Annotated in this window: 22 protein-coding genes; 17 read left to right on the top strand and 5 right to left on the bottom strand. The window is 68.1% G+C overall.

Annotated elements, in window-relative coordinates:
• The first annotated feature begins 55 nt into the window (after window positions 1–55).
• Together argS and OB895_RS04995 are read left to right on the top strand one after the other, a co-directional pair.
• Window positions 56–1,720, top strand: a complete 1,665-nt coding sequence (argS, locus tag OB895_RS05000) for an arginine--tRNA ligase (RefSeq protein WP_311879348.1) — start codon at window positions 56–58, stop codon at window positions 1,718–1,720.
• A 39-nt stretch (window positions 1,721–1,759) separates the two neighbouring features.
• On the top strand, window positions 1,760–2,620 hold the full coding sequence (locus OB895_RS04995) for an LmeA family phospholipid-binding protein (protein WP_311879346.1): 861 nt from the start codon (window positions 1,760–1,762) through the stop codon (window positions 2,618–2,620).
• A 3-nt stretch (window positions 2,621–2,623) separates the two neighbouring features.
• On the opposite strand, the gene OB895_RS04990 is transcribed toward OB895_RS04995, so the two are convergent.
• Window positions 2,624–3,679: a YihY/virulence factor BrkB family protein gene (locus OB895_RS04990; protein ID WP_311879344.1), complete on the bottom strand. Its 1,056-nt coding sequence runs from the start codon at window positions 3,677–3,679 to the stop codon at window positions 2,624–2,626.
• 150 nt (window positions 3,680–3,829) lie between these two features.
• On the opposite strand from OB895_RS04990, the gene lysA reads away from it, so the two are divergent.
• From lysA to prfA, 5 genes are all read left to right on the top strand, one after another.
• Window positions 3,830–5,239: a diaminopimelate decarboxylase gene (lysA, locus tag OB895_RS04985; protein ID WP_042541865.1), complete on the top strand. Its 1,410-nt coding sequence runs from the start codon at window positions 3,830–3,832 to the stop codon at window positions 5,237–5,239.
• 63 nt (window positions 5,240–5,302) lie between these two features.
• Window positions 5,303–6,610 (top strand): homoserine dehydrogenase, encoded by a 1,308-nt coding sequence (locus OB895_RS04980; protein WP_079112628.1) that lies wholly within the window; start codon window positions 5,303–5,305, stop codon window positions 6,608–6,610.
• A 2-nt stretch (window positions 6,611–6,612) separates the two neighbouring features.
• Window positions 6,613–7,542 (top strand): homoserine kinase, encoded by a 930-nt coding sequence (gene thrB, locus OB895_RS04975; RefSeq protein ID WP_311879342.1) that lies wholly within the window; start codon window positions 6,613–6,615, stop codon window positions 7,540–7,542.
• Window positions 7,543–7,739: 197 nt separating this feature from the next.
• On the top strand, window positions 7,740–9,710 hold the full coding sequence (rho, locus tag OB895_RS04970; RefSeq protein ID WP_311879341.1) for a transcription termination factor Rho: 1,971 nt from the start codon (window positions 7,740–7,742) through the stop codon (window positions 9,708–9,710).
• A gap of 11 nt (window positions 9,711–9,721) precedes the next feature.
• Entirely contained in the window at window positions 9,722–10,801 is a 1,080-nt protein-coding gene (gene prfA, locus OB895_RS04965; protein ID WP_042541861.1) for a peptide chain release factor 1, read from the top strand.
• A 34-nt stretch (window positions 10,802–10,835) separates the two neighbouring features.
• Here the strand turns inward: prfA and OB895_RS04960 are convergent, their stop codons facing one another.
• Together OB895_RS04960 and OB895_RS04955 are read right to left on the bottom strand one after the other, a co-directional pair.
• Window positions 10,836–11,489 (bottom strand): response regulator, encoded by a 654-nt coding sequence (locus tag OB895_RS04960; RefSeq protein ID WP_079112630.1) that lies wholly within the window; start codon window positions 11,487–11,489, stop codon window positions 10,836–10,838.
• Window positions 11,486–13,135: a sensor histidine kinase gene (locus OB895_RS04955; RefSeq protein WP_311879340.1), complete on the bottom strand. Its 1,650-nt coding sequence runs from the start codon at window positions 13,133–13,135 to the stop codon at window positions 11,486–11,488. Before OB895_RS04955 ends, OB895_RS04960 begins: the two co-directional genes overlap by 4 nt.
• Before the next feature lie 158 nt (window positions 13,136–13,293).
• On the opposite strand from OB895_RS04955, the gene OB895_RS04950 reads away from it, so the two are divergent.
• Both OB895_RS04950 and OB895_RS04945 read left to right on the top strand, forming a co-directional pair.
• Window positions 13,294–14,838 (top strand): CitMHS family transporter, encoded by a 1,545-nt coding sequence (locus tag OB895_RS04950; protein WP_311879338.1) that lies wholly within the window; start codon window positions 13,294–13,296, stop codon window positions 14,836–14,838.
• A gap of 18 nt (window positions 14,839–14,856) precedes the next feature.
• Window positions 14,857–15,267 carry a phage holin family protein gene (locus tag OB895_RS04945; RefSeq protein WP_079112633.1) on the top strand — a complete coding sequence of 137 codons (411 nt, stop codon included), beginning with the start codon at window positions 14,857–14,859 and terminating at the stop codon, window positions 15,265–15,267.
• Between the two features lie 16 nt (window positions 15,268–15,283).
• Here OB895_RS04945 and epsC read toward each other — a convergent pair whose 3' ends face one another.
• A complete protein-coding gene (epsC, locus tag OB895_RS04940) occupies window positions 15,284–15,853 on the bottom strand; it encodes a serine O-acetyltransferase EpsC (protein WP_042541858.1) in 570 nt (189 codons plus the stop codon).
• A gap of 8 nt (window positions 15,854–15,861) precedes the next feature.
• On the bottom strand, window positions 15,862–16,800 hold the full coding sequence (cysK, locus tag OB895_RS04935; protein WP_311879335.1) for a cysteine synthase A: 939 nt from the start codon (window positions 16,798–16,800) through the stop codon (window positions 15,862–15,864).
• A 100-nt stretch (window positions 16,801–16,900) separates the two neighbouring features.
• Here cysK and prmC point away from each other — a divergent pair, with 100 nt between their 5' ends.
• From prmC to OB895_RS04895, 8 genes are all read left to right on the top strand, one after another.
• Complete coding sequence (gene prmC / locus OB895_RS04930; protein WP_079112636.1) at window positions 16,901–17,761, top strand: peptide chain release factor N(5)-glutamine methyltransferase; 861 nt, start codon at window positions 16,901–16,903, stop codon at window positions 17,759–17,761.
• Between the two features lie 48 nt (window positions 17,762–17,809).
• Window positions 17,810–18,517, top strand: coding sequence for an L-threonylcarbamoyladenylate synthase (locus OB895_RS04925; RefSeq protein WP_042541855.1), 708 nt, complete (start codon window positions 17,810–17,812; stop codon window positions 18,515–18,517).
• Complete coding sequence (locus OB895_RS04920; protein WP_042541854.1) at window positions 18,514–19,686, top strand: MraY family glycosyltransferase; 1,173 nt, start codon at window positions 18,514–18,516, stop codon at window positions 19,684–19,686. The genes OB895_RS04925 and OB895_RS04920 overlap by 4 nt, the downstream gene beginning before the upstream one ends.
• Window positions 19,683–20,258: a Cg1360 family ATP-synthase-associated protein gene (locus OB895_RS04915; RefSeq protein WP_042541853.1), complete on the top strand. Its 576-nt coding sequence runs from the start codon at window positions 19,683–19,685 to the stop codon at window positions 20,256–20,258. The genes OB895_RS04920 and OB895_RS04915 overlap by 4 nt, the downstream gene beginning before the upstream one ends.
• A 146-nt stretch (window positions 20,259–20,404) precedes the next feature.
• Window positions 20,405–21,190, top strand: coding sequence for a F0F1 ATP synthase subunit A (atpB, locus tag OB895_RS04910; RefSeq protein WP_042541852.1), 786 nt, complete (start codon window positions 20,405–20,407; stop codon window positions 21,188–21,190).
• Window positions 21,191–21,233: 43 nt separating this feature from the next.
• Window positions 21,234–21,470 carry an ATP synthase F0 subunit C gene (gene atpE, locus OB895_RS04905; protein WP_042541851.1) on the top strand — a complete coding sequence of 79 codons (237 nt, stop codon included), beginning with the start codon at window positions 21,234–21,236 and terminating at the stop codon, window positions 21,468–21,470.
• A gap of 27 nt (window positions 21,471–21,497) precedes the next feature.
• Window positions 21,498–22,052, top strand: coding sequence for a F0F1 ATP synthase subunit B (locus tag OB895_RS04900; RefSeq protein ID WP_042541850.1), 555 nt, complete (start codon window positions 21,498–21,500; stop codon window positions 22,050–22,052).
• Window positions 22,052–22,840: a F0F1 ATP synthase subunit delta gene (locus OB895_RS04895; protein ID WP_042541849.1), complete on the top strand. Its 789-nt coding sequence runs from the start codon at window positions 22,052–22,054 to the stop codon at window positions 22,838–22,840. The genes OB895_RS04900 and OB895_RS04895 overlap by 1 nt, the downstream gene beginning before the upstream one ends.
• Window positions 22,841–22,882 lie beyond the last annotated feature (42 nt).

The following is a 22,882-nucleotide window of genomic DNA, read 5'->3' as shown; positions in this document are numbered from 1 at the left end:
CACGATCCCGCCCGCGCAAATTCCGACGCGTGACGCGCCGTAAACTGGGAGGCCTATGAACCCTGAAACGCTCGCCACAGCCCTCCTCGCCGTCCTCGCACCGATCGCCGAGGAACGACGTCCTGGCGAGCCGCTCGGACTCACCGCAGCAGACATCGTCTTCGAGCGTCCTCGCAACCGCGACCACGGAGACTGGGCCTCGAACATCGCGATGCGCCTGGCGAAGCCGTTCGGCACGAACCCCCGTGAGCTCGCGCAGCAGATCGCGGACGGGCTCGCGCAGGTCGACGGCGTGCAGAGCGCAGAGGTCGCGGGGCCCGGGTTCATCAACATCCGCCTGGATGCGGCTGCAGCCGGCGCACTGGCGAAGGTGATCGTCGACGCCGGTGCCGAGTACGGGCACAACGACACCCAGGCCGGGCGCAGCATCAACATCGAGTTCGTCAGCGCGAACCCGACCGGACCGCTGCACATCGGCCACACCCGCTGGGCGGCGCTGGGCGACGCGATCGCCCGGGTGCTCGCGGCCTCAGGCGCGAAGGTCGCCAGGGAGTACTACATCAACGACGCCGGCGTGCAGATGGAGCGCTTCGCCAACTCGGTGCTCGCCGCAGTCAAGGGTGAGCCCACCCCCGAGGGCGGATACGCCGGCAGCTACATCGGCGACCTCGCCGCACGGGTGCTCGCTGCGCGCCCCGACCTGCTCGACCTGCCCGGCGACGAGCAGGTGGTCGTGACGCGCGAACTCGCTTACGGCTTCCAGCTCGAAGAGCAGAAGCAGTCGCTCTCGAAGTTCAACGTCGATTTCGACGTGTGGTTCTCGGAGCGCACTCTGCACGCCAAAGACGAAGACGGAGTCAGCTTCGTCGATCGTGCCGTCGATCGTCTGCGCGAGCAGGGTCACGTGTTCGACCACGAGGGCGCTGTCTGGGTGCGCACGACCGACTTCGGCGACGACAAAGATCGTGTGATCCGTCGCTCCAACGGCGAGTACACCTACTTCGCCGCCGACGCCGCGTACTACCTCAACAAAGGCGATCGCGGCTTCGAGTACAAGCTGTACCTGCTGGGCGCCGACCATCACGGCTATGTCCACCGCCTCAAGGCGATTGCGGGCGCGGCAGGTGAGGACCCCGAGAAGAACGTCGAGGTGCTGATCGGGCAGTTGGTCTCGGTGGGCGGTGCACGTCTCAGCAAGCGCGCCGGAAACATCATCGAGATGGACGATCTGCGCGAGTGGCTGGGCACCGACGCTCTCCGCTACTCGCTCGAGCGGTCGCCCGCCGACTCTCCTCTCGCACTCGACCCCGAGCTGCTGCAGAAGCGCACGAACGACAACCCGGTGTTCTACGTCCAGTACGCGCATGCTCGCACGCACAACGTCGCGCGCAACGCCGCCGACTCCGGGGTGGACCGTTCGGAGTTCTCTCCCGAGACGCTCACGCACGAGACCGAGAGCGCGCTTCTCGGCGCCCTGCAGGAGTTCCCTCGCATCGTCGCGTTCGCGGCTGAGGTGCGCGAGCCGCACCGGGTCGCGCGATACCTCGAAGAGCTCGCGGGCCTCTACCACCGCTGGTACGACAACTGCCGGGTCATCCCACAGGGCGACGATCCTGTCGAGACGGTGCATCGCACGCGTCTGTGGCTCAACGACGCCGCAGGGCAGGTGTTCCGCAACGGACTCGACCTGCTCGGTGTGTCTGCGCCAGAGCGCATGTGACTCCGGTTGCCGTCCGGCGTCGTAGGGCAGGATGGCAGCATGAGCGACGACAACCACACCCTTCCTTACCCCGCTGCGGATTCCGAGCATCCGACGCTCGTGATCCCCGGCGGCAAGGATGGTGCGCCCGTCGACGGTGTCGCCGCACCCGCACGCAAGCGCAAGCGGTGGCCATGGGTGCTGCTGATCGTCGTCGTGGTGCTCGCCGCTCTCGTCGTGGCGGCGGAGCTCATCGCGCGGGCTGTCCTGCCCGGCATAGTGCGGGGCATCGTGATCGAACAGCTCGATCTGCCCGCTGACCAGGAGCTCGCGGTCGAGGCTGACGGCATCCTGCTGCCTCAGCTGATCGGTGGCACGCTCGACAGCCTGCACCTCACCACCGACTCCGTGACCCTGGAGGGGATCACCGGCGCCGTCGACGTCACTGCCACGGGCGTCCCGCTGCGCGGCGGCGACCTGCGCGGCGCTTCCGGCACCATCCGCATCGATGAGTCGCAGTTCACGGATCTGCTGTCCGACACCGATCTCCCCATCGACACCGTCACGCTCGACACGCCGAACGCGACGGTGGCGGGCTCCGTGAGCGTGCTGGGCATCGCGATCCCGATCTCCCTCACGGTGACTCCTGGCGTCGCGGAAGGAGACCTCGAGCTCACCCCCGTCGGGCTGACGATCGGCGGACTCGAGGTCGACGCGGATCAGGTCGGATCGACCCTCGGCGCACTCGGGGAACGGCTCACCGAGACGCAGCGCATCTGCATCGCCGATCAGCTGCCCGCGGGCATCACACTCACCGACCTCGAGATCGATGGAGCGGAGGCCGTGATCGACGTCGACGTCGACGGTGCCATCGCCACCGACGAGAGTCTGCTCGAGAAGGGCACCTGCCCTCAGGGGTGACGCTCAGTCGTCGTCGGAACCGAGGCGGGCTTCCCGTTCGGCCTGCTGGGCCGCGCGAAGCTCCGATGTCGCGAGCGCGACCTCGGCCTCAGCTCGCTGCACGCGTCGCTGCGGGAAGGTCGTCGCGCCGAACCGGGCATGCACGCGGTCCTTGCGCTCTTCCTCCGACGTGACGATGTACGCGCACGAGATCAGGATGACCTGGGTCGACAGGTTGAGCCAGATCAGCAGCGCCAGCAGCGTGGCGAAGGATGCGAGCAGCGGATTGCTCGTCGCGCCCCCGATGAACAGCCCGGAGAGCTCCTGCAGCACGAGCAGCCCGACGCCGCCGATGAGAGCCCCGATCCAGAGGGAGCGCCCCGAGGGACGGAGACCGGAGAGCAGCCGGAACACGCCCGCGATGAGCACGGTGTCGAGCGCCAGTACGACGATCAGCGAGACGATCCGGATGCCCCAGGATGCGACGGGCGAATCCTCGGGGATGCCGAGCAGACCACTGATCCAGGTGATCCCGAGCCGACCGGCGAAAGTGACGGCCGCTGCAACGATGAACAGCACAGCGACACCCACCGCGAGCAGCAGGTTGCGGAGCAGAACCCAGATGAACAGCACGTCGGCGTGCGCCGTTCCGGCGAGGACTCGCACCGCCGTGCGCAGGGAACCCACGGCGCCGAGCGCCGAGCCGATCAGAGCGACCGTCGAGACGGCGCCCGCGATCGACAGCGAGATCGGCTCCTTGAGGTCATCGGGATTCACGACGCCGTCTTCGCCGATGAGACCGGGCACCACGGACTGAACGGCGGAGATGATCGCATCCCAGACGTCCGGATTGCCGGCGAGCCACAGCGCGGCGATCGAGAAGCCGAGGAGAACGGCGGCGAACACACTGAACAGCGCGCGGTAGGTCACGCTGTCGGCCAGCATCGGGCCCCGACGCTCCGAGTAGAGGAGGAAGGCCCGCACCGGACGACGGGTCAGAGCCCAGCGGATCGTCGCAGTGCTGACGCGCGCGATCAGGCCGGGGCGTCGGGCATCGGGTGCTGCGGATTCGGTGCTCATCTCCACCACCTTACGAGTCGGCAGGATGTGTCCGCAGGGGGTTGACGCCGAGCGTCACCATGACTGATGCGGCATGCACGGTGCCCTAGAATCGGGGGCAACCTCGCAGTGCGCGTATCCGCCCGAGACTCGTCCCACGATTGGTGTTCCTTGCTTTCCCCTGCCGACTCGCTCGCCCCGGAATGGCTCGTCGTGCCCGGCGACGTGAATGATCTTCCCGCCGCTGTGTGGCCCGCCTCCGCAGTCCGCGGCGCCGACGGAGAACTGCGGATCGCCGGCATCTCCGCGACCGCTCTCGCCGAGACGTACGGTACGCCGCTGCTCGTGATCGACGAGGACGAGGTGCGTTCCCGCGCCCGCGCCTTCCGCTCGTCTTTCGACGCGGCGGCGAGCGAATACGGCACGACCGCGCAGGTGTACTACGCGGGCAAGGCGCTGCTGACCACGACGATCGCGCGCTGGGTGATCGACGAAGGACTCCGCATCGACGTGTGCACCGGCGGCGAGCTGGAGGTCGCGCTCGCAGCGGGCGTCGCTCCGGCATCCCTGGGCTTCCACGGCAACAACAAGTCGGTCGCCGAGCTCGAGCGCGCCGTCGAGGTGGGCATCGGCACGATCATCGTCGACAGCGCGATCGAGATCGAGCGTCTGGCGGCGATCACCGCCAGGACGGGCGCTGTGCAGCGCGTGCTGGTGCGGGTCATCAGCGGCGTGCACGCCGAGACCCACGATTTTCTGGCGACGGCCCACGAAGACCAGAAGTTCGGCTTCCCGCTCCCCGACGCCGAGCAGGCGGTCGCCCGCATCCGCGAGATCCCCGGCATCGAATTCGCCGGACTCCACTGCCATATCGGATCGCAGATCTTCGGCGTCGCGGGCTTCCGCGAGTCGGCGGAGCGGGTGCTCGAGCTGCACGCCGCGCTGCTCGAGGGTGGACCGGTGCCTCAGCTCAACCTCGGCGGAGGCTTCGGCATCGCATACACGAGCGTCGACGACCCCACGCCGATCGAGATGCTCGCGGGCGAGATCGTCGCCGCCGTCGCGGAGGGCTGCGCCGCACGCGGGATCGCCGTGCCCGCCCTGTCGTTCGAGCCGGGCAGGGCGATCGTGGGCACCGCCGGGGTGACGATCTACGAGGTCGGAACCACCAAGGACGTCGCGCTCGACACCGGAGCCACTCGGCGTTACATCAGCGTCGACGGCGGCATGAGCGACAACGCCAGGACGGCGCTCTACGAAGCGCAGTTCTCGGCTCGTCTCGCCTCGCGGCTCGGCTCAGGGGAGCCGCAGCTCAGCCGGGTGGTCGGCAAGCACTGCGAGTCCGGCGACATCGTGGTCGACCACGAGTATCTGCCCGCCGATGTCTCTCCGGGCGACCTGCTGGCTGTTCCCTCCACCGGCGCCTACTGCGCGCCGCTCGCCAGCAACTACAACCACGTCCCTCGCCCTCCGATCGTCGCCGTGCGCGATGGCCGGTCGGCGATCATCGTCCGCGGCGAGACCATCGCCGACGTCCTGGCACGCGATGTCGGCGTCGGGGCGTCCGAGAACCACGGGTGATCCGCGCGAACGACGCGGTCCCCGACGTAGCACGACTGATCAACCCTCCTAAGGAGAGATGCAATGACGACTGAGTACCGACGACTTCGGGTGGCGCTCCTCGGCGCCGGAGCGGTCGGCTCCCAGGTGGCCGCCCTCCTTCTTCGCCACGGCGACGAACTCGCCGACCGCGCGGGTGCCACGCTGGAGCTGGCCGGCATCGCGGTGCGCAACCTCGATGCGCCGCGCGAGACCGATCTGCCCAAGGAGCTGTTCACGACGGATGCAGAGTCGCTGATCCTCGGCTCCGACATCGTGATCGAACTGATCGGCGGCATCGAGCCGGCGCGCACGAGCATCCTGCAGGCGATCGGCTCCGGAGCCGATGTGGTCACGGCCAACAAGGCGCTGCTGGCGACGCATGGTCCCGAGCTGTTCGAGGCGGCCGACCGGGTGGGCGCATCCGTCTACTACGAAGCGGCCGCTGCCGGTGCGATCCCGATCATCCGCCCGCTGCGCGACTCGCTGGCAGGCGACCGCGTGGTGCGCATCATGGGGATCGTGAACGGCACGACCAACTACATCCTCGATCGCATGGAGACCGAGGGCGCCGACTTCGCCGACGTCCTTTCCGACGCGCAGCGCCTCGGTTATGCCGAAGCAGACCCGACCGCCGACATCGAGGGATACGACGCAGCCCAGAAGGCCGCGATCCTCGCGAGTCTCGCATTCCACACGGCTGTTCCGCTCGACGCCGTGTACCGCGAGGGCATCACGACGATCACGGCGTCGATGATCGACGAGGCGCGCGCCGCCGGCTTCGTGATCAAGCTGCTTGCCGTCTGCGAGCGCATCGAGGCCAACGGCACCGAGTCGATCTCGGTGCGCGTCTACCCGGCACTCGTCCCCAAGTCGCACCCGCTCGCCTCGGTGCACGGCGCCAACAACGCCGTCTTCGTCGAGGCGGAGGCCGCAGGGTCGCTGATGTTCTACGGTGCAGGCGCCGGCGGAGTGCAGACGGCATCCGCTGTGCTCGGAGACGTCGTGTCGGCGGCTCGCCGGCACATCGCCGGCGGTGTCGGCGTGGGGGAGTCCACCAGAGCGAACCTCCCTGTGGTGCCGATCGGTCACGTCACGACCCGTTACCAGATCACTCTCGAGGTCGCGGACGCTCCGGGCGTGCTGGCGACCGTCGCCGGGATCCTGAGCGATGGAGCCGTTTCGGTCGCCACTGTCGTGCAGACCGTCGAAGGAGAGGACGAGCCCACCGCTCGCCTCGTCATCGGCACGCACCGGGCCACGGATGCCGCGCTCAGCGCCACGGTCGATGCGCTCGCCGACAGCTCTGTCGTCGAACGGGTCGTCTCGGTGCTCCGCGTGGAAGGCGAGTGACGATGGCGGAGGGGCGCACGGTCGAGGTGACGGTCCCGGCGACCAGTGCCAACCTCGGCCCTGGATTCGACACCCTCGGACTCGCGCTCAGCGTCTACGACACGCTCCTGGTGACAGAGCTCCTTGCGGGAGCGCTCGAGATCGAGGTCTCCGGTTCGGGAGCAGCCGAGATCCCCCGTGACGACTCGAATCTCATCGTGCGCACGATCGCGCATGTGTACGCGGACGTCGAGCGGCCCCTTCCGGGGCTGCGCATCGTCGCCGAGAACGGCGTGCCGCACGGTCGTGGACTCGGATCCTCGGGTGCTGCGGTCGCGGCGGGCATCCTCGCGGCCAAGGGGCTGCTCGAGGGTGACGTGGAGATCAGTGACGCGGACATGCTCCGCCTCGCCACCGAGATCGAGGGACACCCCGACAACGTGGCGCCCGCGCTGTTCGGCGGGCTGACGATCGCGTGGATGGGTGAGCGCGGAGCGCAGCACAAGAAGCTGCTCGTGCACCGCGGTGTGTCGCCGCTCGTGCTCGTGCCCTCGTACACGATGTCGACCACGAAGGCGCGCTCGCTGCAGCCGCCTCAGGTCTCGACGGCGGATGCCGTGTTCAACGTCTCGCGCTCGGCACTGCTGATCGCCGCACTCATGCAGAGCCCCGAACTGCTGCTCGACGCGACGGCCGACCGCCTTCATCAGGACTATCGAGCCGAGGCGATGCCCGAGACTCAGCGGCTGGTCCAGACGCTTCGTGCGGCGGGCTTCGCCGCCGTGGTGTCCGGTGCCGGTCCCAGCGTGCTCGTGCTCGCCGACGGCCCGGGAAGCCGTCAGGACGCCATGGAACTCGCCGCATCGACGACCGACACCCCGTGGGACGCGCTGCTGCTCGCGGTCGACGTGCGTGGTGGTACAGTGGGGAATCGAGCGGAGGGCTCCACGTAACTGCGTGAATCTGGCCCCATTGCAACTCTGCAAGACCCGCACGCAAACCCCTGTGACACTGCTCTCACCGAGAACTTCGTTCTTTCCGAGAACCCAGTGCAGAGGCTGACTGACGCCGAGCGTCAGTCCGTGCGATCGCGCGCAGCACCCGTTGTGCGCGTGCCGCTCATGTCCCCGAGACCAAAGAGGGAGTACTCGTGGAGAATTTCTCCGAGACCCAGAACGACCAGGCGGCGACTGCCGCCGAGGCTCCGGCAAAGGCCGCGAGCTCCGACGCCGCGACGACTGCCGCGACCGAGGTGGCCCCGGCCCGCAAGCGCGCGCCGCGCCGAGCGAGCACCGCATCGGCCGCCGCGAAGGCCGAGAAGGCTGCTGCGTCCGCAGACAGCACACTGGCGCCCGAGGCCCCCGCTGCCGAGGCGCCTGCCGCCGACGCGGCTCCCAAGGCCAAGGCCCCCCGCCGCAGTCGTGCGAAGAAGGCCGACGCCGAGACCGCCGAGGCTCCCGCAGCCGTAGAGGCTTCTGCACCCTCCTCATCGGCTCCCGCAGCGCCCGCCGAGGCCCCCGCTGCGAAGACCGCCGACAGCAGCGACTCCGCTGACACAGCCGGCTCTGCTGACGCTGCCGGCTCGACCGACGAGCCGAAGAAGACCACCGGCCGCGGACGCCGCACGGCGAAGAAGCCCGCGGCCGAGACCGAGGCTCCTGCGACCGAGAAGCCCGCCGAGGCCGCACCGGCCGACGCGACCTCCGCCGCCGACTCGTCCTCCGACTCCGCTGACGGCGGCGAGGAGCAGGGCGGCCGCAACCGCAACCGGAACCGCAGCCGCAACCGCGGTCGCGGTCAGAACGGCACCGCACAGGGCGGCGAGCAGCAGCCTCAGCAGCAGCAGAGCGCACCCGCCGAAGACGAGGGCGGCAACGGCCGCAACCGTCAGCGCAACAAGCGCCGCGGTGGTGTGCCGACCGACGAGTTCGACACCGAGATCGGTGAGGACGACGTCCTCGTTCCGATCGCCGGAATCCTCGACGTGCTCGACAACTACGCATTCGTGCGCACGACCGGCTACCTCGCCGGCCCGAGCGACGTGTACGTCTCCCTCGGACAGGTCAAGAAGTACAACCTGCGCAAGGGCGACGCGATCGTCGGCTCGATCAAGCAGCCGCGCGAAGGCGAGCAGCAGGGGCGCCAGAAGTACAACGCCCTCGTGAAGGTCGACTCGATCAACGGCCTGTCGATCGACGACGCCGCGACCCGCGTGGAGTTCGGCAAGCTCACCCCGCTCTACCCGCAGGAGCGTCTGCGCCTCGAGACGGTGCCCGAGAAGCTGACCCAGCGCATCATCGACCTCGTCGCTCCGATCGGCAAGGGACAGCGCGGCCTCATCGTCGCACCGCCCAAGGCCGGCAAGACGATCGTCCTGCAGCAGATCGCGAACGCGATCGCTCAGAACAACCCCGAGGTCCACCTCATGGTCGTGCTCGTCGACGAGCGCCCCGAAGAGGTCACCGACATGGAGCGCACGGTCAAGGGCGAGGTCATCGCCTCGACGTTCGACCGTCCTGCCGAAGACCACACCACGGTCGCAGAGCTCGCCATCGAGCGTGCCAAGCGTCTCGTCGAGCTGGGCCGCGACGTGGTCGTGCTGCTCGACTCGATCACGCGTCTCGGCCGTGCGTACAACCTCGCGGCTCCGGCATCCGGACGGGTGCTCTCGGGTGGTGTCGACGCCTCGGCGCTGTACCCGCCCAAGCGCTTCTTCGGCGCTGCGCGCAACATCGAGAACGGCGGATCCCTCACGATCCTCGCCACGGCTCTCGTCGAGACCGGCTCCAAGATGGACGAGGTCATCTTCGAGGAGTTCAAGGGCACCGGCAACAGCGAGCTGCGCCTGTCGCGTCAGCTCGCCGACAAGCGCATCTTCCCGGCCGTCGACGTGAACGCGTCGAGCACCCGCCGCGAAGAGATGCTGCTGTCGACCGACGAGGTCAAGATCACCTGGAAGCTGCGCCGAGCCCTCGCGGGCCTCGACCAGCAGCAGGCGCTCGAGGTCGTCCTGGGCAAGCTCAAGGAGACCCACTCGAACGTCGAGTTCCTCGTGCAGATGCAGAAGTCGATCCCGACGCTGCCTTCGGGCGCGCACGGTCACGACAACAACATCCGCTGAGCGGAGCTGACGTGTTCGAGTCCGTCCAGACTCTGATCGACGAGCATCGCCGGGTGCAGGAGGAACTCTCCGACCCGGCGGTGCACGCCGATGCTGCTCGGGCGAAGCGCGTCAATCGTCGCTACGCCGAGCTGTCGAGGATCGTCGCCGCCTACGAGGCCTGGGTGGCGGCATCCGAAGATCTGGACGCTGCGCGTGAGCTCGCTCGCGACGACGAGGCGTTCGCCGCCGAGGTCCCGTCCCTCGAAGAGGGTCTGCAGACGGCGCAGGAGAAGCTCCGGCGTCTGCTCATCCCTCGTGACCCCGACGATGCACGCGACGTGATCATGGAGATCAAGGCGGGGGAGGGCGGTGCCGAGTCGGCGCTGTTCGCCGCAGATCTGCTCCGCATGTACATCCAGTACGCGGCGTCCAAGGGATGGAAGACCGAGCTGCTCGAGCGGAACGAGTCCGACCTCGGCGGCTACAAGGATGTCCAGGTCGCGATCAAGGGGTCGTCGACCGACCCGGCCCAGGGCGTCTGGGCGCACCTGAAGTACGAGGGCGGCGTGCACCGCGTGCAGCGCGTGCCGGCCACCGAGTCGCAGGGGCGCATCCACACCTCGACCACCGGAGTGCTGGTGTTCCCCGAGGTCGATGAGCCCGACGAGATCGCCATCAACCAGAACGACCTGAAGATCGACGTGTTCCGCTCATCGGGCCCTGGCGGCCAGTCGGTGAACACCACGGACTCGGCTGTGCGCATCACGCACCTGCCGAGCGGCATCGTCGTGTCGATGCAGAACGAGAAGTCCCAGCTGCAGAACCGTGAGGCGGCGATGCGCGTGCTCCGAGCGCGGCTGCTCGCGAAGCAGCAGGAGGAGCTGGATGCAGCGGCATCCGACGCGCGCAAGTCGCAGATCCGCGGGATGGATCGTTCGGAGCGCATCCGCACGTACAACTTCCCCGAGAACCGGATCGCCGACCACCGCACCGGCTTCAAGGCGTACAACCTCGACCAGGTGATGGACGGTGCGCTCGAGCCGATCATCGTCAGTGCCATCCAGGCAGACGAAGAAGCCCGGCTCGCCGCGGTGGGCTCCGACTCCTGAGCCGATCGCGCCTCGGTCCTCGCCTGTGCTCCGATCAGGTGCGGGCGGCGTATCGGTGCTCGGGTCGTCCGGTCGCGCCGTAGCGCAGCCGCACCTCCACGACGGTGCGAGCAGCGAGAGCCGCGAGGTGACGCTGTGCAGTGGCGCGCGAGATCCCGACGAGCTCCCCGACCTCGGCCGCCGAGGCCTCGCCATCGCCGAGTGCGGCGAGCACCAGCTGCTCCGTCGCCGAACGCGAGACCGACACCGGTTCTCCGGCGCCGTGCAGGATCGCCAGAGCACGGTCGGCGTCCTCCTGACGCAGGGGCCGGTCGCCGGCGAGCAGGTTGCGGTACCGCGCGTAGCGCTCGAGCAGGCCGATCAGCGCGCGTCGGTCGAAAGGCTTCAGCAGATATCCGACGGCACCTGATCTGAGCGCCCGGCGCACGGTGGGTGCGTCGTCAGCCGCCGAGATGAGGATCGCGTCGATCCCGGCCTCCCGCACCAGAGCGATGCCGTCTCCGTCGGGGAGGAAGACATCAGCGAGGAGCAGGTCAGGGCGCGCCGAGCGGATGCGCTCCCTCGCCTCGGCGAGAGACCGCACCGGCTCCAGGGCGGTGAAGGCCGGTTGGTCGTCGACGATGCTCTGATGCAGCAGGCCGACGCGGAAGTCATCGTCGAGTATCAGTACGCGGAGGGGGTCGGTCATTGCTTCTCCTCGGTCGTCGGAGTGTCGGACACGGCGCGGCCGATGCGCGCGGCGAGAACGGCGCCGTGCTCCCCGCCCCCCGCGTCGATGATCCAGAGGTCTCCGCCACGGCGGCGCGCGATGTCTCGAGCCAGGGGGATGCCCAGACCGTGGCCGTGCACGTGATCGTGGTCGTCCTCACCCGGCGTCCGCGGCGCCATCGGATCGATCCCCGCGAGTCCCGGCCCGGAATCCGCGACCGTGACGACCAGCGCGTCACCGTCTCCCAGCACCGCGACTTCCACCCAGCGGGGGATCCGCTCTCCGGAGGCGGCTGCTTTCACCGCGTTGTCGACGAGGTTGCCCAGCACGGCGGCGACGTCCTCCGGCTCTGCCACACTTCCGATCAGCTGGGTCTCGTCCGCGATCCGCAACGCGACGCCGCGCTCACCGGCTTCGATGCCCTTGGCGCCGAGGAACGAATGCAGGAAGGGATCGCTGAGCAGCTCGAGCCCGGCGACGGGGAACGCGACCGAGCCCCGCTCGACGAGCTCATCGAGAAAGCCTCTGGCGTCGTCGATCCTGGCCGCATCGATGAGTCCGGCGACCACGTGCATGCGATTGGCGAACTCGTGGCGCTGCACGCGCAGCGCAGTGGTGACCGCGCGCACGGTCTCCAGCCGCTCCGTCAGCGCGATGAGGTCGGTGCGGTCGCGGATGATCAGCACGTCTCCGAGCGGCCTCCCGTCGCGGATGACGGGTCTGGAGTCGAAGTACAGGACGCGTCCGCCCACCGCCGCGGTCGATGTGGTGCGCCTGCCCGTCGCGGTCTCGACGACAGCCGGAGGAAGTCCGAGTTCCGCCAGCCGATGTCCGACCGGCGAATCGAGCCCGAGCATACGGTCGACCGCATCGTTGCTGACCCGCACGACGCCAGCGATGTCGACCGCGAGCACGCCGTCGTCGACGCCGTTGAGCACTGCTGTCTGGTTCTGCACGAGCGCCACGAGCTCTTCCGGCTGCACGCCGAGCGTGAGCCGCTCCCAGCGACGACGCAGCAGAAGGAACGCGATGATCGCCAGACACACCGCCCCCGCGGCTGTGGCGCCGATCACGGCGAGCAGGGGTAGGAGGTCGTCGAACACGCCCGTGCGCTCGAACCCCACGCTGACCTCGCCGACGGGCACGCCGGCCTCGTCACGCACCGGCACCTTGGCTCTCGCCGACTCGCCGAGGGTGCCGGTCTGCCAGTCGACGACCTCGTTCCCGGCGAGAACCTCCTCGAAAGGCGTGCTGACCCTCTGGCCGATGCGTGAGCTGGTGGGGTGGGCCAGGCGGATGCCGTCCGAGTCGGCGATCACCACGAAGAGCGCGCCGGTGCGGTCGGACACGTCCGACGCGATGCGCTGCAGCTCGCCGTTTCTGAGCACCTCGGCCTCCGGCGTCTCCTGCAATGAGGAGATGCGCGCGACCTCGGCGCGAACCTGCGGGTCCTCGGCCAGGGTCCTGGCGATGCCGAGGGCGGTCGACTCGGCTTCGGCGCGCAGCTGCTGCACGGCGAGTGCGAGGTACACACCGGTGCACAGCGCGACCACGAGCGCGACCGTGCCGAGGTGCAGCAGCAGCGTCCGTGTGGCGAACCGAGGTCTCGTCGTCTTCTTCGACACCCTGTTCCCTTCGCACGCGACCATCGCGCAATATGCGCAGAACTCACGCTACGCGCACAACGTCCGGGAATGCGGCATACCGCGCTCGCAAGCGACGGATTGCCTAGTCTCGTCAGGATCCGTCGGAGTCGACGGATCCCCGACGAAGGAGTCACAGCATGCCCGACGTACTCACCGGCCTGTCAGCGGCCGCCGAAGAGGCGCCGACCTACGACGTCGCGTTCGTTCCGCCGGAGTGGGTCCTCGTCCTTCTCGGATTCACCATGGTGCTCGCCTTCATGACTCTGATCATGACGAAGCGGCTGACTCCCATGGTGGCGTTGATCCTCGTGCCGACCGTGTTCGGGCTGTTCGCCGGCGCCGGGCTCGGCATGGGCGACATGATCCTCGACTCGATCGCCACCATGGCACCGACCGCCGCACTGCTGATGTTCGCGATCATGTTCTTCGGGATCATGATCGACGTCGGCCTGTTCGACCCGCTGATCCGCGTCATCACGCGCGTTCTCGGTGACGACCCCGCAAAGGTCGTGCTGGGCACGGCGATCCTCGCCGGCGCTGTCTCTCTCGACGGCGACGGCTCGACGACGTTCATCATCACGACCTCGGCGATGCTGCCGATCTATCTCCGTCTCGGCATGAGCCCGGTCGTCCTCACCTGCGTCGCCGGGTTGATGAACGGCACGTTGAACATCGTGCCGTGGGGCGGGCCGACTGTGCGCGCCGCGACCGCTCTGGGTCTGCAGCCGACCGACATCTTCGTTCCCATGCTGCCGGCGCTCGGAGTCGGCATCGTCGTGACGCTCGGTTTCGCCTGGATGCTCGGTCTGCAGGAGCGACGTCGTCTCGGCCGCCTGGACTCCGAGGCGCTGCTCACAGGCGCAGACGGCGGAGCCTTCTCGACGGTGCCGAAGATCTTCCGCGGCTCGGATGCGACGCCCGGTGCCCGTGCGGCGCTGCGCACCGGCAACATCGTCGTCGTGGCGGGTGGGCGCAACCCGGTGGCCGCGGCGAGCGTGGACCCGGCGGACACGGCCATGGCGGACACCATGCTCGACCCCGCACGGCCCACGCTGCGGCCGAGGCTCATCTGGTTCAACCTCGCCCTCACGCTCGCCGTGATGGTCCTGCTCGTGCTCGACATCATGCCGCTTCCGTACGTCTTCATGGTCGGTGCAGCGGTCGCGCTGCTCGTCAACTTCCGGGGGATCAAGGAGCAGGCGTCGGAGATCGTCGCACACGCCCCGAGCATCGTCGGGGTGGTGTCGATGGTCATCGCCGCCGGAGTTCTGGTCGGCGTGCTGACCGGCACCGGCATGGTCGATGCGATGGCGACGTGGATCACTGATGTGCTGCCGCCGGCGCTCGGGCCCTTCCTCGCACCCATCACCGGAGTCCTGTCGATCCCGTTCACCTTCTTCATGTCCAACGACGCCTTCTACTTCGGCATCCTTCCTGTGCTCGCCCAGAGCGCAGCGACCTTCGGAATCGATCCCGTCGAGATGGCGAGGGCGTCGATCATCGGTCAGCCCGTGCACCTGCAGAGCCCTCTGGTGCCGGCGATCCTGCTGCTCGTCTCGCTCGCGAGCGTCAACCTCGGCGATCATCACAAGAAGGTGCTCTGGCGCGCGGTGATCGTGTCGTTGGTGATGCTCGCCGTCGGCATCCTGTCGGGAGCGATCCCCTTCTTCGTCGCGCAGTGAGAGCGATAGGCTCAGGCCGTGATCACCCTTCTGTTCCGCGCGCTCATGTATCTCGTGTCCGCAGGTCTCGGCCTCATCGCCGCCGACCTCCTGCTCGAGGGCTTCCAGATCGAGTGGGACAAATGGTGGGGATTCGTGGTCTGCATCGTGATCTTCGCGATCCTGCAGAGCGTTCTCGCTCCGTGGGTCAGCAGGATGGCCGATCGCTACGCGCCCGTGCTGATGGGCGGCATCGGGATCTTCTCGACGCTCATCTCGCTCGTCATCGTCGTGCTGCTGCCGATCGGCGGGCTGCGCATCGTCGATCTCTCGGGGTGGCTGCTCGGATCCGTGATCGTCTGGCTCATCACCGCACTGGGCAGCGTTCTGCTGCCGTTGATCTTCCTCCGCAAGAAGGTCGACAAGGTGCGGTCGCGCCGCGGCGCGTGATGCACTCGCGAGAGCGTCAGATCGAGTAGTCCGGCGCGGTCAGCACGGCTCTGGTGTCCTCACCCATGATCCGTGCCCGCGGCTTCGCCGGCACTCCGACGAGGATGCTGTCAGCCGGGGCGTCACGGGTCACCACGGCGTTCGCCCCGACCACCGAGCCCTCGCCGATCGTGACCGGCCCCAGGATCTTCGCCCCCGCGCCGACGGCGACACCGTCGCGGAGGGTGGGGTGACGCTTGCCGGCGTCTCGCGTGCGACCGCCGAGCGTGACGCCGTGGTAGAGCATCACGTCGTCGCCGATCTCCGCCGTCTCGCCGATCACCACACCCATGCCGTGGTCGATGAAGAAGCGTCGGCCGATCCGCGCCCCCGGGTGGATCTCGATGCCGGTGAGCCAGCGCGAGATCTGCGAGGTGGCCCGGGCGACGAGCCGCAGCCGTCGGCGCCAGAGCGCGTGCGAGACGCGATGCGCCCAGATCGCGTGCAGCCCCGGATACAGCAGCGCCACCTCAGCGCCGCTGCGCGCCGCGGGGTCGCGGATGCGCGCTGCCGCGATGTCCTCGCGCATTCGGCCGATCATGCCCATCGAGCGGATCAGCCTTCGCGAAGGTCTTCGTACAGGGCGGTCGAGAGGTAGCGCTCGCCGAACGACGGGATGATGACGACGATGGTCTTGCCCGCAGCCTCGGGGCGCTGCGCGACCTGCAGAGCGGCCCAGATCGCGGCGCCGCTCGACATGCCCACGAGGATGCCCTCCTTGCGCGCGGTCTCACGCGCGACACGGATGGCGTCGTCGAAGGTGACGTCGATGACCTCGTCGAGGACATCGCGATCGAGGATGGGGGGCACGAAGTTCGGTCCGATGCCCTGGATCTTGTGCGGTCCGGGGTGCCCCTCGGTGAGAATCGGGGAGTCCTTGGGCTCGACGGCGATGATCTGCACGCCGGGGACGCGCTCCTTCAGAACCTGGCCGACACCGGTGATGGTTCCGCCGGTGCCGATCCCGGCGACGAAGTAGTCGACCGAGCCCTCCGTGTCGCGGAGGATCTCCTCCGCTGTGGTCTTGCGGTGGATCGCGGGGTTCGCCTCGTTGGCGAACTGCTTCGCCAGCACCGCGCCCGGCGTGCGGGCGGCGATGTCCTCCGCCTCGGCGAGAGCGTGCGTCATGCCCTTGGTGGGGTCGGTGAGCACGAGTTCGGCGCCGAATGCCTTGAGAAGCATGCGCCGCTCCTTCGACATCGACGCGGGCATCGTCAGGATCACCTTGTAGCCGCGGGCGGCGCCGACCATCGCCAGGGCGATACCGGTGTTGCCGCTGGTCGCCTCCACGATCGTGCCCCCGGGCTTGAGCTCGCCCGATGCCTCTGCGGCGTCGACGATCGCGATGCCGAGCCGGTCCTTGACACTCGAGGCCGGGTTGTAGAACTCGAGCTTGGCCAGCACGGTGGCACCGAGGCCCTCGGTGACCCGGTTCAGGCGAACCAGGGGAGTGTTGCCGAAAGCGGTGGTGATGTCGGAGTGGATTCCGGGCATGGGGAGAGCCTTCCTGTGCGGGGGGACTGCGCGCTCCAGCCTAGGCGAGCACTCTGGAGGGGTGGGCAATATGACACCTTCTGCGCTCTACGCTTGATCCATGCCCGATCTCACCCTCGCCTCAGCCGTGCATGCCGCGGCCCGACAACTCGCCGACGCGGGCGTCTCGGATCCCCTCGTCGATGCCGAGCTGCTCGCGGGCCACGTCCTGGGTCTGCGACGGGGAGAGGTGCAGGCCGTCATCATCCGCGGCGATGCGGTCGAGGAGGCGGATGCGGATTCACTGCGAGCCCTGGTCACCCGCCGGGCGGGCAGGGAGCCGCTGCAGCACATCACCGGAACCGCGCCGTTCCGGCATCTGGAACTCGCCGTGGGTCCGGGGGTCTTCGTGCCTCGACCGGAGACCGAGACCGTGGTGCAGTACGCGATCGACGCCCTCCTGGGTTCCGCGCTTCCCGCGCCGATCGGCATCGACCTCGGCACAGGCAGCGGCGCGATCGCTCTCGCCATGGCCACCGAGGTGCCCCATGCGCGTGTCTTCGCGACGGAGCTGTCGCCCGACGCCTACCCGTGGGCGGTACGGAACACCGCTGGCGTGGACAATCTCACCCTGGTGAATGAAGACCTGGCGCATGCGTTCCCCGAGCTCGACGGCACGGCGTCCGTCGTGATCTCGAACCCGCCGTACGTCCCTGACGCCGCTGTTCCCCGCGACCCCGAGGTGCGCCTCTTCGATCCGTCGATGGCGCTGTACGGGGGAGAGGACGGCCTCGACGTCGTGCGCGTGCTCAGCGTGCGCGCCCTCGAGCTGTTGCATACGGGCGGGCTTCTGGTCATCGAGCACGGCGAGTTGCAGGGCGAGGAGATCCGCAGCATCCTCACCCGCGACGGGTGGCGGGCGGCGGCGACGCACCGCGACCTCACGCTCCGAGACAGAGCGACGACCGCTCTGCGCCCCTGAGACGCGGACACGAACCGCACAGGCATCCCCAACTAGAATCGGATCGTCATGTCCTCCATCTTCGATTGCGGCGATGAGGCCCAGCTCCTCGCCGGCATGCGCCACGCCCGCCAGGCGATCAGCCGCGGCGAACTCATCGTCATGCCCACCGACACGGTCTACGGCGTCGCCGCCGACGCTTTCTCGCCCGCAGCGGTGCAGCGCCTCCTCGATGCCAAGGGACGAGGGCGCAACCAGCCCCCGCCCGTGCTCATCGGCACGAAGGAGACCCTGCACGCGCTCGCGGAGTCCGTGCCGGAGCCCGTCCAGCGTCTCGTCGATGAGTTCTGGCCCGGCGGCCTGACCATCGTCCTGCCCGCCCAGCCCTCCCTCGTCTGGGACCTGGGAGACACGGAGGGCACAGTCGCCGTCAGGATGCCCGAAGGGCGCGTCGCACTCGAGCTGCTCGCCGAGACGGGACCGCTCGCGGTCTCCAGCGCCAACCTCACGGGCCGTGAGTCGGCGATCTCGGCGCTCGATGCCGAGCGGATGCTCGGGGACAGCGTCTCGGTCTATCTCGCCGACGGTGTCAGCCGCGACGGGATCGCGTCGACGATCGTCGACGCGACCTCGCTGGTGCCCCGCGGCGCTGAGCCCACCACGGGCGGCGTGCGCATCCTCCGGGTCGGCGCTGTCAGCCGCGAGCGGTTGGAGGAGGTGCTCGGCGATCTGCTCGAGCCCGACGCGCAGGCACCGGAATCGGACGGGGATTCGTGAAGCAGTACCTCTTCACGATCATCCTGACCGCCGCGATCACATTCGCGTTGACCTGGGCGGTCTGGCGGCTGAGCCTGCGGTTCAAGCTCTACCCGACGATCCGCGAGCGGGATGTCCACACCACCCCGACGCCGCGTCTCGGCGGCGTCGCGATCTTCCTCGGCATCGCCGCAGCGATCGGATTCTCGGCCGCGAATCCATTCTTCGCCACCATGTGGATGCCGCCGCAGACGATGTGGTCGATCCTCGCCGCGTCGCTGCTGATCGCCGTCATCGGCGTCGTGGACGATCTGTGGGATCTCGACTGGATGATCAAGCTCGGCGCGCAGTTCCTCGCCGCAGGGATCATCACCGTGGGGGGCGGGCTGCAGATCCTCTCCCTGCCGTTCGGCGATCTGATCGTGTTCTCGAGCTGGTTGAGCATCACCATCACGATGTTCGCGATCGTCATCGTGATGAACGCGGTCAACTTCATCGACGGACTCGATGGGCTCGTCGCCGGCGTCTGCCTGATCGCCAACGGAGTCTTCTTCGCGTACTCCTACATCCTGACGCGTGACACCGGCGCGTCCAGCTACTTCAACCTCGCCTCGTTCCTGGCGGCTGTGCTGATCGGCGCCTGCCTCGGATTCCTGCCCTTCAACTGGAGCCCGGCGAAGCTCTTCATGGGCGACTCGGGCGCTCTGGTCCTCGGCCTGCTGATGGCGACGTCAGCGATCGCCGTGACCGGACAGCTCGAACCCTCCGCCCTCGACCCCGAGCGCCTGGGCCGATCGCAGCTCCTCGGCGCGTTCATCCCGATCCTGCTTCCGCTGCTGGTGGTGCTGCTGCCGCTCCTCGATTTCGGGCTGGCCGTTCTGCGCCGGATGAACGCGGGAAAGTCGCCGTTCTCTCCCGACCGCAAGCATCTTCATCACCGCATGCTCGACCTCGGCCATCGCGACCGCGACGCCGTGCTGATCTTCTACGCCTGGACGGCGGTCATCTCCCTCGCCGTCCTCCTGATGTACGTGGGCGCCCGCGAGGACTGGCCCGGCCAGTATCTTCCCGGGGTCGTCTTCGGCCTCGTGGGAATCGCCGCGTGCCTCGTCATCACCCTGAATCCTCTGCGCCGACGGAAGCCCGCGGCGTCTGCTGAGTCCGACCCGACACCCGTGGAGTCCCCGTGAGCCCGAGCCCCGTTTCCAGCAATCCGATCCTGCGGAGGACGCTGCTCTGGTCCGCCCTCTCGATGGTGGTCCTCGCGATCATCGCCGGAGGTGTCGGTCTTCTCGTCGGCGGGGGAGAGGGCCTCGTGAGCGGCCTACTCGGCGTCGTGCTCGCCATGCTGTTCCTCGGGATCACCGCGCTCAGCATCCTGATCGCCAACCGCTGGTTCGGCGACCCTCTCTACGTGCAGCTGTTCTTCGCGATCGTGCTCGGCGGCTGGCTGCTGAAGCTCGGTGTCTTCCTGCTCGTGATGATCCTCCTCGCCGGTCAGCCGTGGCTGGACCCCATGGTCTTCTTCCTCTCGATCGTCGCCGGCGTGATCGTGTCGCTGGTGATCGACGTGATCGTGCTCACGCGCATGCGGCTGCCGAACGTGAGCGATGCCACTCTGCCCTCGGAGGCGCCGACGGACCACGCGCCCGGTGTGCAGCTGCCCACCGTCGTGCCCGAGGATCGCGCGCCCGGCAGGCACAACCTGATTCCCGAGCCCCGTGATCAGGACGGGCCGGCCGAAGACGCCCCTCGGTCTTAGGACACCCTCAGATTCTGATAGTGTTGACACGTGCCCGCCGCTCGTTCGCGAGCGCTTGCGCTTGAAGCACACCGACCATCGTCGCCCCGGTTCTGACCGGTGCCCCGAAGCTGGAGCCCGCGCTGTTCAATCTTGCTGCGACCCTGATGCCCAAACTCGCCTCTGACGGCGAGTTCCACGGACCTTCGATCGACGAGTTCTTCCCGGAGATCCTCTTCAACGCGTTCGGGGTCATCCCCGTCCACCGGATCCACCTCGTGCAGTTCCTCGCCGTCGTGGTGGTGGTCCTGCTCCTGGTTCTCGGAACCCGTCGCATGAAGATCGTCCCCGGCCGCTTCCAGAGCGTCGTCGAGATGGGTCTGGACTTCGTCCGCACCAACATCGCGCACGATCTGCTCGGTCGCAAGGACGGCAACCGATTCCTGCCGATCCTCACCACGATCTTCTTCATGGTGCTGTTCATGAACATCACGGGAATCATCCCGTTCCTGAACATCGCCGGCACGAGCATCGCCGCCGTGCCGCTGACGCTCGCACTCGTGAGCTACGTCACCTTCATCTACGCGGGTATCAAGAAGAGCCCCCTGGGCTTCTTCAAGAACGCGCTGTTCCCGGCCGGTGTTCCGTGGCCGGTCTACGTCATCGTGACGCCCATCGAGTTCCTCTCGACCTTCATCATCCGGCCCGTCACGCTGATGCTCCGACTCCTGATGAACATGGTCGTCGGCCACATGCTCCTGGTGCTGTGCTTCGCGGCAACCCAGTTCTTCTTCTTCACCGCAGGTGGCGGCTGGGCCGCTCTCGGTGTCGGAACCCTCGCCTTCGGCGGCGCCTTCACTCTCTTCGAGATTCTTGTCGCCGTCCTCCAGGCATACGTCTTCACCGTCCTCACCGCGGTCTACATCCAGCTCGCGGTCGCAGAAGAGCACTGAGCGGGTCGGCAACTGCCGTCCCACCCAACGAAAGGAAAAACCCGTGGACGCTACTACGGTTCTCGCAGACATCAACGGTCACCTCGCATCGGTCGGCTACGGCCTCGCCGCGATCGGTCCGGCCATCGGCGTGGGCATCGTCGTCGGCAAGACCATCGAGGGCGTCGCCCGTCAGCCCGAGCTGGCCGGTCGCCTTCAGGTCCTCATGTGGATCGGTATCGCCTTCACCGAGGCGCTTGCATTCGTCGGCATCGCCGTCGGATTCATCCCCTTCCCGTAATCTCTACCGACTTCAGAAGGAGACAGGATGCTGAACGCTCTTGTCACGAACCTCGCGGCTGAGGGAGAAACGCCTAACCCGCTGATCCCTGCGTGGTACGACATCATCTGGTCGGGTCTGTGGTTCCTCATCATCCTCGTCGTCGTGTGGAAGGTCGCCCTTCCGAAGTTCACGGCGATGCTCGACAAGCGGTCCGCCGCCATCGAGGGCAACATCGCCAAGGCTGACGAAGCACAGAAGCAGGCTGAGGCCGCGCTCGAGGAGTACACCCGCCAGCTCGCTGAGGCACGCACCGAGGCCGGTGAGATCCGTGAGGCCGCCCGCGAGGACGGCAAGAAGATCGTCGCCGAAGCCAAGGACGCCGCGTCGAGCGAGGCTGCTCGCATCACCGCGACCGCGCACACGCAGATCGAGGCCGAGCGTCAGACCGCTCTCGTCTCGCTGCGCAGCGAGGTGGGCTCGCTCGCCATCGACCTCGCCGGTGGCGTGGTCGGCGAGACGCTCTCCGACGACGCACGTGCGACCGCAGTGGTCGACCGCTTCCTCGCAGACCTCGAAGCATCCGAGAAGGCGGCTCAGTAATGGGCAGCGCGACCACTCAGGCACTCGCGGCATCCACTCAGACGCTTGCCGCAGCGACGGACGTCACTCTCGACACGGCACGGGAGCTGTTCGCAGCCGCGCGTGCCGTGACGGAGTCGTCTCATTTGAGCGGCGCGCTCGCCGACGCCTCGGCTCCGGTCGAGGCGCGACAGAACGTCGTCGCAGCGGTGTTCGGCGGGTTCTCTCAGGACGCCCAGAGTGTCTTGAAGACCGTCGTCGCCGAGCGCTGGTCTTCGGCGTCGCAGCTGGTCGACGGCATCGAGGAGCTCGCCATCCGAGCTGCTGCCCTCGCCGAGCCCCAGGCCGACATCGCGGGAGAGCTGTTCGGCTTCACCCGCGTGATCGCCGCGAACGCGGAACTCGAGCTCGCGCTCGGGAGCCGCCTCGGGGGAGAAGACGCCAAGGGTGCACTCGTCGACAAGCTGCTCGCAGGTGGCGTCAGCGACGCGACTGCGGTGATCGTCTCGTCGCTGGTCCGCCAGCCTCGTGATCGCCGCGTGCGTCAGATGCTCGGTCGCGCAACGCGGGTCGTCGCAGATCAGGGCGACCGCGTGGTGGCCACTGTGCACAGCGCCAAGCCGCTCACGGATGCGCAGCGCACTCGTCTCAGGGACGCACTCTCGCGTCGCTACGACGGCAAGATCTCGCTCAACGAGGTCTCTGACCCCGCCGTCGTCGGAGGCCTGCGCGTGCAGATCGCCGATGACGTCATCGACGGCAGCATCTCCGCCCGTCTCGCCGACCTTCGCCAGAAGCTCGCCGGCTAACACGACTTCGCGCGGGGAACCGCGCACCCAGATACAAAGGGA

It is taken from the genome of Microbacterium forte, assembly GCF_031885415.1.
Lineage (GTDB): Bacteria > Actinomycetota > Actinomycetes > Actinomycetales > Microbacteriaceae > Microbacterium > Microbacterium forte.
This window is presented reverse-complemented; position numbering and strand designations above follow the sequence as displayed.